Consider the following 13,335-nt stretch of genomic DNA (forward strand, 5'->3'; position numbering starts at 1 on the left):
AGGCCTGGGTAGGGCGGACCTGCGGTCCGCATTCGCGAATGAATTCGCTCCTACGAAGCTATCGCGAGCAGAGCTCGCTCCTACGGTCGGGATATCCCGCCTGGCTCAGGCCTCCGGCCAGATCCGTTCGCCGCCGCCCGGTTGCTCCCGCCAGGCTTGCAGCGTGCGGGTCGGCAGGTCGAAGTAGTCCCGTGTGCGGGCGTAGCCGTGGCCGCCCATGCGGCCGATGGCGTCGAGGCCGAGCTGGTCGATGTAGAGGGTGGCGGGGTCGATCAGGTCGTCGCGCACATGGGCCATCAGCACTTCGCCGAGGATGATCTCCCGCGATTGGCCGATGGACAGCCCCATCATCCGTCGGCATTCCAGGGCCACCGGCGCCTCCGCGATGCGCGGGCAGGCGACGCGGCTGCCCGGCAGGGCGCTGAGGCCGGCGGCGAGCAATTCATCGAAGCCCGGCTCGAAAGGCACGGCGCAGACGTTCATGGCCTCCACCAGGGGGTCGGAGACGATGTTCACGGTGAATTCCTGGTTCAGCTGGATGTTCCGGGTGGTGTCCTTGGGGCTGAGGTCGGCATGGTTCTCCACCCCCAGGGCGAGGATCGGCGGGTCGGCGGACAGCGCGTTGAAGAAGCTGAAGGGCGCGGCGTTCACCCGACCCTCGGCGTCCACGGTGGTCACCAGGGCGATGGGGCGGGGCACCACGCTGCCAATGAGGATCTTGTATTTCTCGCGGGGGCTCAGTTGGGTGAAATCGAAGCTCAGCATGCGGTTATCCCTTGTTATTGATCGGGCTGGCTGGCGAGGGTGCAGAGCGGGCGTTCGACGCTCCAGGCGTCGGCGAAGGGGATCGCCGGCTGGAACAGTCCACGCCAGTCGGACCGGCCGACGGCGCGCTCGGCGTGGCTTTGCATCAACTTGTGGAACTGGGCCTGGGCCTGGCGCCGCAGGGCCGGGTAGTCGACGCCCTGGACCTGGCCGTGCTGCATCACGCAGCGGCCGTCGATCCAGCTCGCCACACAATCGTCGCCACGGCCGGCGAGGATCAGGTTCTTCAGCGGGTCGAACAGCGGGCCCAGGTGCAGGCCGTCGAGGCTGAACACGGTGATATCGGCTTTCGCTCCCGACGCCAGGCGACCGAGGTCGTCGCGCCCCAGTGCCTTGGCACCGCCCAGGGTGGCGGCGTTGTAGAAGTCGAGGGCGCTGCTGCCCTCGCTGCCGCCCTCCTGGATGCGCGCGATGTTCAGGCCCTGGCGCATGTTGTCCAGCAGGTCCGCCGGCCAGGTGTCGGTGCCCAGGGCGAAGTTGACGCCACGGGCGCGGTAGCGGCCGAAGGAGTCCAGCGCTTCGCCGTCACGGGCGAACACCACCGGGCAATGCACCAGGCTTGCGCCGCTGCCGGCCAGGCGCGCCAGGTCGTCGTCGCCTTCGATATGGATGCCGTGGGGCAGCACGGCGCGCGGGCCGAGCAGTTGCAGTTGTTCCAGCCAGGCCAGCGGTGCCTTGCCGCGCAGTTGTTTCACCAGGGCCACTTCGTCGCGGCCCTGGCAGCAATGCAGGCGTACTGGCGCGGCCAGTTCGCGGGACAGGGCGGCGGTGCGATGCAGCAGCGCCGGGGTGCAGGTCTGGATGCGATCCGGCAGCAGGGCGCCACGGATCAGCCCGCCATGGGCACCGTCGAATTCGCGGAAGAACCGCTCGGCGGCGGCTAGGCCAGCCAGGCCGCGCGGCTCGTCCCAGTGCTCGGCGAGGCTGCCGTCGGCGGTCAGGTACTGCATGCCGCTCATGTAGCAGGGGCCGAGGTAGGTGCGCAGGCCCAGTTCGCCGGCGACCCCGGCCACGGCGGCGAATTCGTCGAAGGTCTCTGCCCACTCCCGGTAGTACATCGAGGTGATCGGCATGGCGGTGGTGATGCCGTTGCGGATCAGTTGGGTGAAGGCGTAGCGGTACTTGAACACCTCCTCCTCGAAGCTGTAGCTCTCCCGTGGCCCGCGCCGCAGGTACTCCTCGGACCACATGCGGCCCATGCCGCGCTCGTCGCCGTTGTCCAGGCAGAGCACGGTGGAGTCCAGATCGCCGAGGGCGTCCAGGTCGATGAAGCCGGGGCCGAGCAGGGCGTTGCCGTAGTCGATCCACTCATCCACCGGGCCGGGAAAACCCCGGCCGACGAAGAGCACGCGGCTGCCTTCGATCACCACCTCGCCATCGCGCCAGAGCACATGGCGGGCGCCGTCGAAGCCCACCACGCAGCTGGCTTTCAGGCCGATGCGCGGGGTGTTCACAGGCGGCTCTCCAGCAGGCGGCCGTGCTCGGCGATCAGGCGGCCCGCGCGGTACACGCTACGTGGCGGACGGGAGACCACGGCGTCGCCGAGGCTTTGGGCGTCCATCAGCAGGAAGTCGGCGCGCTGGCCGATGGCGATGCCGTGGGCGGGCAGGCCCAGGGCCTTGGCGCCATTGCGGCTGGCGGCGTCGAAGGCGGCGGCCAGTTCGTCGTCCTTGGCCAGGTCGAAGCGGAAGGCCAGGAGCATGGCGCGCTCCAGCATGTCGCCGTTGCCCATGGGCGACCAGGCATCGCGGATGCCGTCCGAGCCCAGGCACAGGTTGACCCCGGCGTCGCGCAGGTCGAGGAAGGGCGGCACCGAGGTATCGGCCGGCGCCGAGCTCATCAGCGAGATACCCAGTGCGGCCAGGCGTTCGGCGAGCGGCTGCACCTGGCTCCAGGGCGCCATGCCGAGGCAGTAGGCGTGGCTGATCATCACCCGGCCCTGGCGGCCGAAACGTTCGGTGTAGTCGGCGATGCGGGCGATCTGCCAGAGGCCCAGCTCGCCCTTGTCGTGCAGGTGGATATCCACGCCCCGGTCGAACTCGCTGGCCAGGCCGAAGACGATATCCAGCTGGGCGATGGGGTCGTTGTCGATGCCGCAGGGGTCGAGGCCGCCGACGTTTTCCACGCCCAGGGCCATGGCCTGGCGCATCAGTTCGGCGGTGCCGGGACGGCTGACCAGGCCGGTCTGCGGGAAGACCACCAGCTCCAGGTCGATCAGGTCGCGGTAGCGCTCGCGCAGGGCCTGGATGGCCTCCACATGGCGCAGGCCGAACTCGGGGTCGATGTCCACGTGGCAGCGCATGGAGAGCGAGCCACGGGCGATGCAGTTCTCCAGCAGGGCGCCGGCACGCTCGGCGATGGGCGCGGTGACTTCGCGCAGCACCCGACGTTCGTTGGCGATGTAGTCCTTGAGGGTCGGCCCGGCGCTGTTGGCGCGCCAGGGTTGGCCCCAGAGGGTCTTGTCGAGGTGGATATGGCTCTCCACCAGGGCGCAGGTCAGCAGCTGGCCGGCGCCGTCGATATCACCGGCGGCCAGCGGTGTGCTGCTGGCCGGGCGGCGTTCGGCGAAGCGGCCCTGGTCGATGCGGAAGTCTTCGGCCGCGCCGCCGAAGGGGCGGACATTGCGCAGCCAGTGGGTGTTGGCCATGGGGACCTCGTGGGCAGTAGGAAGGCTGACGTAGGACGTAGGATGGGTTGAGCTTGCGATACCCATCGGCCGATGTGATGGGTATCGCTCCGCTCGCGGAACGCCGCCCGGCCCATCCTACGGAGGGACGGGCGAGCAGGCCGTCAGCCCTTGAGCTTGGACCAGATGCGGTCCTGCAGCTCGCGGGCCTGGTTGCTGCACTCCTTCTCCGGGCGCAGGCGTTCGGCGTAGGCGTCGGGCATGTTGATGGCGTCCATCACCTTCCACTTCTTGTCGAGCAACTGGTCGCTGTCGACACCGTTGGCGTAGGCGATGGCGTTGGACACGGCGGCGGCGTTTTCCGGTTTCATCATCCAGTCGATGAACACCTTGGCGTTGCCCGGGTGCGGCGCACTTTTCGGTACGGCGAAGTTGTCCTGGAACATGGCCACGCCTTCACGGGGGTAGACGTACTTGATGGTGTTCTTCTGCAGGGTGGCGCGGGCGGTGGAGCCGTTCCAGTTCTGCATCATGATCACTTCGCCCGAGGCCATGCGGTCCACTGTGTTGTCGGAGCTGTACATCTTCAGGAAGGGCTTCTGCTTCTGCAGCAGTTCGAGGATGCGCTTGGCGTCCTGCGGGTTTTCGCTGCACTCGTCCACGCCCAGGTAGTGGCTGGCGGCGTTGATCAGGCTGCTCGGGGTGTCCAGTGCGGCGAGCTGGCCCTGGAGTTCCGGGCGCGGCTCGAAGAACTCCTTCCAGGACTCGTCCAGCTTGCCGCCCGGCACCCGCGCGCTGTCGTAGGAGAAGCCGGTGGTACCCCAGAGGTAGGGCGCCGAGTACTTGCGGCCGGGGTCGAAGTCCGGATCGCGGAAGGCCGGTTTCACATGGGCGAAGTTGGGCAGGGTGGAGGCGTCGATCTCCTGCAGCAGGCCCTGTTCGATCAGGGTGCGCATGATCGAGTGGGACGGCACGATCACGTCGTAGGCGGCGCCGCCGGCCTGCAGCTTGGCCAGCAGGGTTTCGTTGCTGTCGTAGCCGTCCATGGTGACCTTGATGCCGGTCTCCTTCTCGAACTTGGCCAGGAGTTCCACCGGGTAGTAGTCGGTCCAGTTGTAGAAGAACAACTCCTTGGGCTCGTCCGCCTGGGCGAAGGCGCTGGCGAAACAGCCGAGGGTCAGAGCGGCTACCCCATGACGCAATGCTTTCAACTTCATTGTTTTTCTCCGGTTGAAGAACAGGTTGGGCAGTGGTGGAACAAGGGTCAGGTGGTGGTCCTGCCGCGCTGGCCGAGCCAGAACGAGAACACCACCAGGACGATGGAGATCACCAGCATCAGGGTCGAGATTGCGTTGATCTCGGGGGTCACCCCGGCCTTGATGGCCGAGAAGATGTAGACCGGCAGCGTCGTCGAGCCGGGGCCGGCGACGAAGAAGGTCATGATGAAGTCGTCCAGGCTGACCACGAACGCCAGCACCGCGCCGGACAGCACCGCCGGGAACAGCAGCGGCAGGGTGACCCGGCGGAAGGTGTGCAGGGGGTTGGCGTAGAGGTCGTTGGCCGCTTCCAGCAGGCTCTTGTCGAGGTCGTTCAGGCGTGCGCGGATCGGCAGGTAGGCGAAGGGGATGCAGAAGCCGATGTGGGCGATGATCACCGTCAGCAGGCCAAGCTTGATGCCGAGCGCCATGAAGAGCAGCAGGGTGGCCACGGCCGTGACTATCTCCGGCAGGATCAGCGGCAGGTTGATGCCGCCTTCCACCATCTTCTGGCCGTAGAAGGGCTTGTAGGTGGCCAGGGCCGCCAGCAATGCGATGGCGGTGGCGCAGACGGTGGCGATCGACGCGACTATCACCGAGTTGAGCGCCGCCGCCTGGATCGACGGGTTGGCGAGGATGCGCCCGTACCAGGCGAAGGAGAACTCGGTCCACACGGTGGCGGTGCGGTTGGCGTTGAAGCTGTAGGCGATCAGCACCAGGATCGGCAGGTACAGGTAGGCCAGTACCAGCAGGCTGGTTTCACGGGTCAACGGCAGCTTTTTCAGGTGGGCGGCGATCATCAGCGGGCTCCCTGGCGGACGGCTTTGGCGGCCTTGCGGGCGTAGAGGGCGTAGAGCACCAGGGCAAGCAGCATGAGCCCGAGCAGGAGGAAGGACAGCGAGCTGCCCAGCGGCCAGTTACGCGCGGTGCCGAACTGTTGCTGGATCAGGTTGCCGATCATCAGGGTCTTGCCGCCGCCGAGGATGGCGGGGGTGATGAAGGCGCCGAGGCTGGGCACGAACACCAGCAGGGAGCCGGCCACTACACCGGGCATGGACAGCGGCAGGATCACCCGGCGCAGGACCTTCCAGCGGTTGGCGCCCAGGTCGTAGGCGGCTTCCACGAGGCGCCAGTCGAGCTTCTCCAGGGTGGAGTAGATCGGCAGGATCATGAACGGGAGGAAGCTGTAGACCAGCCCGACTACCACGGCGAAGTCGTTGTACAGCAGGGTGATGCCGCCGGCCTGGGGGAACAGGGCGTTGAGGCTCTGGGCCAGCCAGCCGTGCTCGCGCAGGATGATCAGCCAGGCGTAGTTGCGGATCAGCAGGTTGGTCCAGAAGGGGATGGTGATCAGCAGCACCATCAGGTTGCGCGAGCGCTCGCTGAGGCTGGTCATCCACAGGGCCACGGGGAAGCCGAAGAGGAAGCACAACACGGTGGTGCCGCCGGCCTGCAGCACCGAGCGCAACAGGGCCTGGGCGTAGACCCAGTTCACCTCCAGGTTGCCGTCGAAGTCCTCCTGGAAGAACAGCTGGATATAGCTTTGCCAATGCCAGTCGGCGCCCCAGTCGACGCCACCGTAGAGGTTGCGCGGCAACAGGCTGATATAGCCCATGATGCCCAGCGGGATGGCGATCAGGCAGAGCAGGGTGAGCAGCACCGGCGACAGCAGCAACAGCCGGTTGAGGCTGGGAGAAGTGGCGCTGACGCTCATCTCAGGCCTCCATCAACAGGCAGGCGTGGGGCGGCAGGTGCACCGCCACCGGGGAGCCCACGGGGCGGGCGGCGCCGGCGCCTTCGTTGCTCTCGCGCAGCATGACCTTCACATCGTTGGCCAGGCGGCATTGGTAGAGCGTGGCGGTGCCGACGTAGAGCACGGCCTCGACCACGCCGCGCAGGTGGTGCGGCTGCGATGGGTCCACCAGCTTGGAGCGCTCGGGGCGGAAGGCCAGTTGCAACTTGCCGGCTTCGAGCCCGGCGGACGGCGCGCAGGGGATTTCCACCGGCAGGCCCTCGGGCTGGAACAGGCTGCCGTTCTGCGTGCAGTGGCGCAGGTTGCCGGGGAGGAAGTTGATGTCGCCGATGAAGTGGGCGACGAAGCGGTGCTGCGGGCGTTCGTAGATATCGTTGGGGCTGCCGATCTGCAGGATCTTGCCGCTGGACATCACGGCGATGCGGTCGGAGAGGGTCAGGGCCTCTTCCTGGTCGTGGGTGACGAAGATGAAGGTGATGCCGGCCTCCTGCTGCACCCGTTTCAGCTCCACCTGCATTTCCTTGCGCAGCTTGAGGTCGAGGGCGGAGAGGGGTTCGTCCAGAAGCAGCACGTCCGGGCGTGGCGCCAGGGCGCGGGCCAGGGCCACGCGTTGCTGCTGGCCGCCGGAGAGTTCGGCGGGGCGGCGGCGGGCCAGGTGCTCCATCTGCACCAGGGCGAGCATTTCCTTGACCCGCGTGGGAATCGCGTTGCGCTCCAGCCCCTGCATCTCCAGGCCGAAGGCGATATTCTCGGCCACGCTCATGTGCGGGAAGAGCGCGTAGCTCTGGAACACGGTGTTGACCCGGCGCTTGTAGGGCGGGAGATGGTCCACGCGCTGGCCGCCGATCTGGATGCTGCCGGACGTCACCTGCTCGAAGCCGGCGATGGACCGCAGCAGGGTGGTCTTGCCACAGCCCGAGGGGCCGAGCAGGGTGAAGAACTCGTTGTGACGGATGCTGACGGAGACGTCGTCGAGCGCCGGCGCCACGTCGGGGTCGTCGGTGTAGCGCTTGCTGACGCGTTGCACCTCGATGGAGGATGTGTGCTTCATAGTGGTGCATTCCTCCTGTTTTTGTATGCAAAAATTGAATGCAATCTAGAAATACCCGGATTATGCTGAAGACGCAACCGGGATTTCTGCCTGCCCGTTTCCGCAGGACCGGGTTGCTTACGTACATACGGAGTCATCAATGGCAGACAAGAAGCTGGAAACCACGGTGGACCGCGTCTACCAGGGGGTTTACCAGGCCATCAGCAACCGCTCGCTGCGCCCCGGCATGAAACTCGGGGAAGCCTCGCTGGCGGAGCTGTTCAGCGTCAGCCGCACCTCGGTGCGCGCGGCGCTGAAACAACTGGAGGCCGATGGCCTGGTTACCTCCGAACCGAACAAGGGTTGCTGGGTATCGCTGCCCAGCGACGAGGAAATCCGCTCGCTGTTCGAAACCCGCCGGCTGATCGAAATCGGCATCGTCACCGAGCTGTGCCGACGGCGAGACAGCGCGGCCATGCAGGACCTGCGCGAGCACCTGCTGCTGGAAGAAACGGCGCGTCGCGAGCACGACCACCCGCGACTGATCATTCTGCTGGGGGAGTTCCACATCAAACTGGCCCGGGCGCTGCACAACCCGGTGCTGCTGGACTGGTTCCAGAAGCTGATCTCCCGCGCCTCGCTCTACGCCGCCGCGCTGGACGACGACCGCCACGACGCCTGCCGCGACGACGAGCACCTGCGCCTGATCGAGTTCATCGAGGCCGGCAACCAGAACGCCGCCATCGAGCTGACCTGCTTCCACCTGGCCTCCATCGAGACGGCCATCGTCGAATCGGCCGGCAGGCTCAAGGCCAATTACCACCCGCTGAAACACTTGATCGGGACCTGACCTCGACCATGAAGATCCAGCTGATCAACCCGAACACCAGCGTCGCCATGACCGCCAGCCTGGCCGAGGCCGCCCAGCCCCTGCTGCGTCCCGGCAACCAGCTCCTGGCGGTCACCAACGGCAGTGGCCCTGCCTCCATCGAAGGCCACTACGACGAGGCACTGTCGGTGCCCGGGTTGCTCCAGGCCATCCGCGAGGGCGAACGCGACGGCGCCGAAGGCCATGTGATCGCCTGCTTCGGCGATCCGGGCCTGCTGGCCGCGCGGGAGATTGCACGCTTCCCGGTGATCGGCATCGCCGAAGCGGCCATGCACCTGGCCACCTGGGTCGCCACTGGCTTCAGCATCGTCACCACCCTGGGCCGCACCAAGGTCATCGCCCGCCACCTGGTGGAACGCTACGGCTTCCACCAGCACTGCCGGGGCATCCACGCCGTGGAGATCCCCGTGCTGGCGCTGGACCAGGACCCGGACGGCCTGCGGCGCATCATGCGCACGGCCTGCCTCGACGCGCTGGCGCGGGACGAGTCCGGCGCCATCGTCCTCGGCTGTGCTGGCATGAGCCACCTGGCTACTGAGCTGCAGGAGGAGCTGGGTGTACCGGTGATCGACGGAGTCAGCGCCGCCCTGAAGATGGTGGAAATGCTCGGCGAGCTGCGCCTGTCCACCAGCAAGCGCGGTGACCTGGATTTTCCGTTGCCCAAGCCTTATGCGGGGTTCTTGCGGGGGTTTGCGGTCGGGGGGTGAATCTGTTGGTCAATTCATCCACAGAGCAAGCCGAAGGCCTGCTCTGTGGAGTCTCGAGTGGGTGGTCAGAGAGCGAAGTCGGTGCTGTTCAGGCTCGTGACGCCCACCAGCGAAATCTCGAACTCGGCGGCCGTATCCGCGTCCGTGCTGCCATAGAGGACACCGTTGGCGAAGCGCAATTGGCCGGTAGCGTTGGCACTGAAGGCGTTGGCGCCGATGAAGGTGAAGGCTTCGTTGGCAGCCGTCAGGGCATTGGCATCCATTGTGGACAAATCGATTTTGTCCCCTTCGCTCGCCTTGAAGTCGCCAATAATGTCGCGCAGCGCTCCCACGCCCATTTCGCTCAATGCGTTGAAATCGAACCTGTCGGCACCCGCTCCGCCATAGAGTTTGTCGGTACCCAGTCCACCGATGAGCAAGTCGTTGCCGGCGCCACCGTTGAGGATGTCGTTCCCTGCGACCCCGTTGAGGGTGTCATTGCCAGCACCACCGATAAGGCTGTTGGCCAGGGAGTTGCCGGTCAGGGTGTCGTTGTAGGCACTACCGGTGAGGTGCTCGAAGTTCGCCAGGCTATCGGTTCCGGACCCGCCGGTCGCCTGGGCGGCCGTGAGGGACAGGTTGGCGCTGACGGCTGAACTGGCATAGGCGTAGGACAGGGTATCGTTGCCGGCTCCACCGTTCAGGACGTTGTTACCCGCTCCGGCGTAGATCAGGTTGTCCAGGGTATTGCCCGTGCCGTTGGCGGCGCCGGTGGCCAGCAGACGCAGGTTTTCGACGTTGGCGCCGAGGCTGTAGGAGGACAGGTAGCTGAGAACAATGTCGCTACCACCGGTGCTGGCAACGGCATTGGTCTCGACGACGATGTCACCGATGTTGTCGACGTAGTAGGTGTCGCTGCCGTCTCCGCCGGTCATGCGATCGGCGCCTTTGTTGCCATTGAGGGAATCGTTGCCCGTTCCGCCATTGAGGTGGTCGTTGTAGATGCCGCCAACGAGTGTGTCGTTACCCGCACCGGCGTCGATGATGACGCTGCTGGTGCCCGTCCAGCTCAAGGTATTGGCCAGGGCATCGCCGGTAAGTCCGGAAACCTTGTTGCCGTTGGCATCGAAGCGTTGGGAATGGATATCTGGGTTCATTCCATTGGCGTCGTAGGCCTCCCAGGTGATGACGTAGCCGCCATCGGCCAGGGCCGCGATGCTGCCGAACTCCTGATGCCCGGCGGTGGTGGTGTTGACGCGGGTTTCTCCCCCTACCTTGACGCCGCTGGCGTTGAAACGCTGGGTGAAGATGCCGTCGACGTCGCCCACGCCATTACCGTCCCAGACCACGATGTAGCTGCCGTCGGCCAGCGCTGCCACTCGAGGTTCCTGCTGATTGCCGGTGATGGTGGTATTGACCCGGGTTTCTGCGCCGATGCGCACGCCACTGGCGTTGTACAGCTGGGCGTAGATATCCCCGGGGCCCGAGGTATCGTCATTGCCGTCGTTGTCGGGGAGACAGGTCTGCCAGGTCACGACGTAGCTGCCGTTCTTGAGAAGGGTTACCACCGGGTCGGTTTGTTCATTGGTCGTGGTGGTGTTCACTCGGGTCTCGACTCCGACCTTGACGCCGCTGGCATTGAACCTCTGGGCGAAAATGCCGGACTGGTCGCCACTGCCGCTACCTTCCCAGACCGCCAGGTAGCCACCATCGGCCAGGCTGGTGACGGCGGGCCCGTCCTGCTCGCCCAGGGTCGTGGTATTGATGCGGACCTCGCCGCCGACCTTGACGCCATTGGCGTTGAAACGCTGCAGGTAGGCGCCCCAGCCACTGCCATCCTGGCCGAACGAGGCCCAACTGATCACATAGCCGCCATCTTTCAAGGCCGTTATTTCAGGGCTGTCCTGTTCACCGAGGCTGTAGGTGTTAACGCGGGTTTCGGCACCAATCCGGGTACCGTTTGCACTGAAGAGCTGGGCGCGGACATCAGGGTTGTCATTCCCTTCCTCTGCCTTCCAGGCCACGACATAGCTGCCGTTGGCCAGGGTGGTGACAACAGGGTCTTCCTGCTCCCAGTTGAGGTTGGTGTTGACTCGGGTCTCGCCGCCGACTTTCACGCCGCTGGCGTTGTAGCGCTGGGTGAAAAGGTTGTCGGTGGTACTCGTGGCCTGGTCGGCCCAGGTGACGAGATAACCACCGTCGGCCAGGGCCGTGATGGCCGGTTCGTTCTGCCAGCCGGCGGTGGTGGTGTTGATGCGGGTTTGTCCATACACGAGTGTTGCCACGACAAGTTCCTTTTGTCCGAGAGGGGAGAGGTCGTTAGCAATCTATAGGGCAATTTGCTCGGAGTCAAAATGCCATCATTCGCGCCCGCGCCATCGAATTGACGGCCTGAGGCTCGGGCGGTTCGTTGGGTGATGGGCGCATTGGTACTGGCTTTGAGTGGCGTTTCCTGGGCGTGCGCGCCGGTATTTCGGACCCGGAATTAATTCACATGAATGCTGTCGGTTTGCTGCTGGTGGGAGGTCTGGGGCGGGATGTCTTCACCGGTGGTAACGACACCTTACCGATACGGACAGTGCTGCGGAGTTCGCGATCCAGCTGACGGGTATCAGCACCCTGGCCATGAGGGACCTGATCGCCTGAGTGCCGCCGTGACGTAGAGCCCGCGCTCGCTCGCCACGGATTTCAAACCGCTGGGGCAGTTGTGCTGCCCCAGCGCATAGGCTCGATTCAGGGTGTTCTGCCCTCGAACAGCTCCGCCACATCCGTCATGCGTACCCAGATGCGGCCCTGCCATTCCATCAGGCTGTACTCCTTGCCCTGCCAGGCCACCCGGCGTTGGCGGGGTAGCTGCGGATTGGCCTCTGCGCGCAGGGCGGGCACCACTTCGCCGGTGAACCACTGGCGCAAGGCGCGGTGTTCCGGGTGGTAGAAGTTCACCTTGAGCAGTTCGCAGACGGCGCTTTCGCTGAGCAGCAGCGCCTGCTCCACCTCGCCCTGGTGGTTCTCCAGTTGCTCGAAGCGCCACTGGTCGCGGTCCAGCTTGCGGGTCAGGTGTTCATCGATGCGGCGGTTGGTCAGTGGGCCGAGATCGTGGGCCACCACCCAGGCCTGGTCGTCGATCAGCAGGGCGCGCAAGGCGCGGTGATGTCGGTGGAAGACGTTGGGTACGAAGTATTCGTGGGACATGTGCAGACTCCTTCCTGATATCGGGGGAGTCCGCCACCTGGGAGGGTGGCGGACCGTACGAGGTGTGGAATACCGGCTCGCAGACCAATACCGGTGGGCGAAAGCCCCCCTCGCACGGTCCGCCATAGATGGCCAGAGTCATCGAATGAGACATCCATTCGCTGACGCTGCTTATGGCGGTGTTGCGAAGGTCTGCAAGTTGCGGGATTCCACTCCCGGCCGCAGGCAAGGCTGCGACGGAAGGGACGCTACCGACGGGGTTCGTAGGACGGCAATGCCGATGCTGGGTAGGAAGAGTCGGAAGATCCTTGGGCTCTGTCCACCTGGTGCGGCTGGGGTGGCTGGTGGTTCAGCGGAGCTCGCATCGGGGAACAAAAAAGCCGTGCAGTGCACGGCTTTGAGTTTCACGCGTGCCATCGGCTGGATGGGGTAGCGTCAGGCGAATCAGCGATCCTGGGGTCCAAGGCGGGCCAGTTCGTCGGCGCGCTGGGCGGTCTTTTCCAGGTAACAGGAGGCGCGGTTGAGGCTGTCGATGCTGCCGCCGGTGAGGCTGCCGACGAAGGCGCAATCGGCGTCGCGGTACTTGATCCAATGGCGCTGCACTGCCCGCAGCTGGGGTTGCCAGGCTTTCTGCGCCTGCATGGCGGCCTGGTACTCGCGGTTGAGGCGGGCGTCCTGGAGCTTGGTTTCGGCGGCAATGCAGTCGAGCATCTTGGCGGTCACGCCCTGGGAGGCGTCCATGCAGCTGCCGTAGGTGGCGCTGTAGGCCTCGTCGGCGGCGTTCGCGCCAAGGCTGAGGGAACAGAGTGCGGTGGCCAGCAGGAAGGGTTTGATGGTCTGCATCGGATGTGTCCTTTCATGTGTGGATGCACCAATCGCGTACCCAGCCCGCGAGCCGGGTACGCAGGCAGGATACCCGCTGTGGACACTTTTTCGACGGGCAAAGAAAAGGCCAGCACATTGTGCTGGCCTATGTCTTTGATTTGCTTGGTGGGCCCACACGGACTCGAACCGTGGACCAAAGGATTATGAGTCCTCTGCTCTAACCGACTGAGCTATAGGCCCCAGAAGGCCGGCG

Annotated in this window: 11 protein-coding genes, 1 tRNA gene and 1 pseudogene; 2 read left to right on the plus strand and 11 right to left on the minus strand. The window is 65.4% G+C overall.

Translation table 11 applies throughout. From position 1 onward, the window contains the following. Positions 1-105 precede the first annotated feature (105 nt). From PCA10_RS02525 to PCA10_RS02555, 7 genes are all read right to left on the minus strand, one after another. A complete protein-coding gene (locus PCA10_RS02525; protein WP_016490454.1) occupies positions 106-765 on the minus strand; it encodes a flavin reductase family protein in 660 nt (219 codons plus the stop codon). Positions 766-779: 14 nt separating this feature from the next. Next, entirely contained in the window at positions 780-2,279 is a 1,500-nt protein-coding gene (locus tag PCA10_RS02530; protein ID WP_016490455.1) for an amidohydrolase family protein, read from the minus strand. Continuing rightward, on the minus strand, positions 2,276-3,472 hold the full coding sequence (locus tag PCA10_RS02535; protein ID WP_016490456.1) for an amidohydrolase family protein: 1,197 nt from the start codon (positions 3,470-3,472) through the stop codon (positions 2,276-2,278). Before PCA10_RS02535 ends, PCA10_RS02530 begins: the two co-directional genes overlap by 4 nt. 143 nt (positions 3,473-3,615) lie before the next feature. Beyond that, a complete protein-coding gene (locus tag PCA10_RS02540) occupies positions 3,616-4,668 on the minus strand; it encodes an extracellular solute-binding protein (protein ID WP_016490457.1) in 1,053 nt (350 codons plus the stop codon). Between the two features lie 47 nt (positions 4,669-4,715). Next, entirely contained in the window at positions 4,716-5,507 is a 792-nt protein-coding gene (locus PCA10_RS02545) for an ABC transporter permease (protein WP_016490458.1), read from the minus strand. After that, positions 5,507-6,421, minus strand: a complete 915-nt coding sequence (locus PCA10_RS02550) for an ABC transporter permease (protein WP_016490459.1) — start codon at positions 6,419-6,421, stop codon at positions 5,507-5,509. Before PCA10_RS02550 ends, PCA10_RS02545 begins: the two co-directional genes overlap by 1 nt. 1 nt (position 6,422) lies before the next feature. Next, positions 6,423-7,511 carry an ABC transporter ATP-binding protein gene (locus PCA10_RS02555; protein ID WP_016490460.1) on the minus strand — a complete coding sequence of 363 codons (1,089 nt, stop codon included), beginning with the start codon at positions 7,509-7,511 and terminating at the stop codon, positions 6,423-6,425. Between the two features lie 139 nt (positions 7,512-7,650). Here PCA10_RS02555 and PCA10_RS02560 point away from each other — a divergent pair, with 139 nt between their 5' ends. Further along, positions 7,651-8,340: a GntR family transcriptional regulator gene (locus tag PCA10_RS02560; protein WP_016490461.1), complete on the plus strand. Its 690-nt coding sequence runs from the start codon at positions 7,651-7,653 to the stop codon at positions 8,338-8,340. A gap of 8 nt (positions 8,341-8,348) precedes the next feature. Beyond that, a complete protein-coding gene (locus PCA10_RS02565) occupies positions 8,349-9,086 on the plus strand; it encodes an aspartate/glutamate racemase family protein (protein ID WP_016490462.1) in 738 nt (245 codons plus the stop codon). 65 nt (positions 9,087-9,151) lie between these two features. On the opposite strand, the pseudogene PCA10_RS31335 reads toward PCA10_RS02565, so the two are convergent. The 4 genes and pseudogenes from PCA10_RS31335 to PCA10_RS02585 all read right to left on the minus strand — a co-directional run. Next, positions 9,152-10,075: pseudogene (locus PCA10_RS31335) on the minus strand (calcium-binding protein); the annotation flags it as partial. A 1,723-nt stretch (positions 10,076-11,798) separates the two neighbouring features. Continuing rightward, positions 11,799-12,257 carry a BRO-N domain-containing protein gene (locus PCA10_RS02575; RefSeq protein WP_016490464.1) on the minus strand — a complete coding sequence of 153 codons (459 nt, stop codon included), beginning with the start codon at positions 12,255-12,257 and terminating at the stop codon, positions 11,799-11,801. 444 nt (positions 12,258-12,701) lie between these two features. Then, a complete protein-coding gene (locus tag PCA10_RS02580) occupies positions 12,702-13,100 on the minus strand; it encodes a lysozyme inhibitor LprI family protein (RefSeq protein ID WP_016490465.1) in 399 nt (132 codons plus the stop codon). A 145-nt stretch (positions 13,101-13,245) separates the two neighbouring features. Then, a tRNA-Ile gene (locus PCA10_RS02585) sits at positions 13,246-13,322 on the minus strand. Positions 13,323-13,335: the final 13 nt, after the last annotated feature.

It is taken from the genome of Pseudomonas resinovorans NBRC 106553 (genome assembly GCF_000412695.1).
GTDB lineage: Bacteria > Pseudomonadota > Gammaproteobacteria > Pseudomonadales > Pseudomonadaceae > Metapseudomonas > Metapseudomonas resinovorans_A.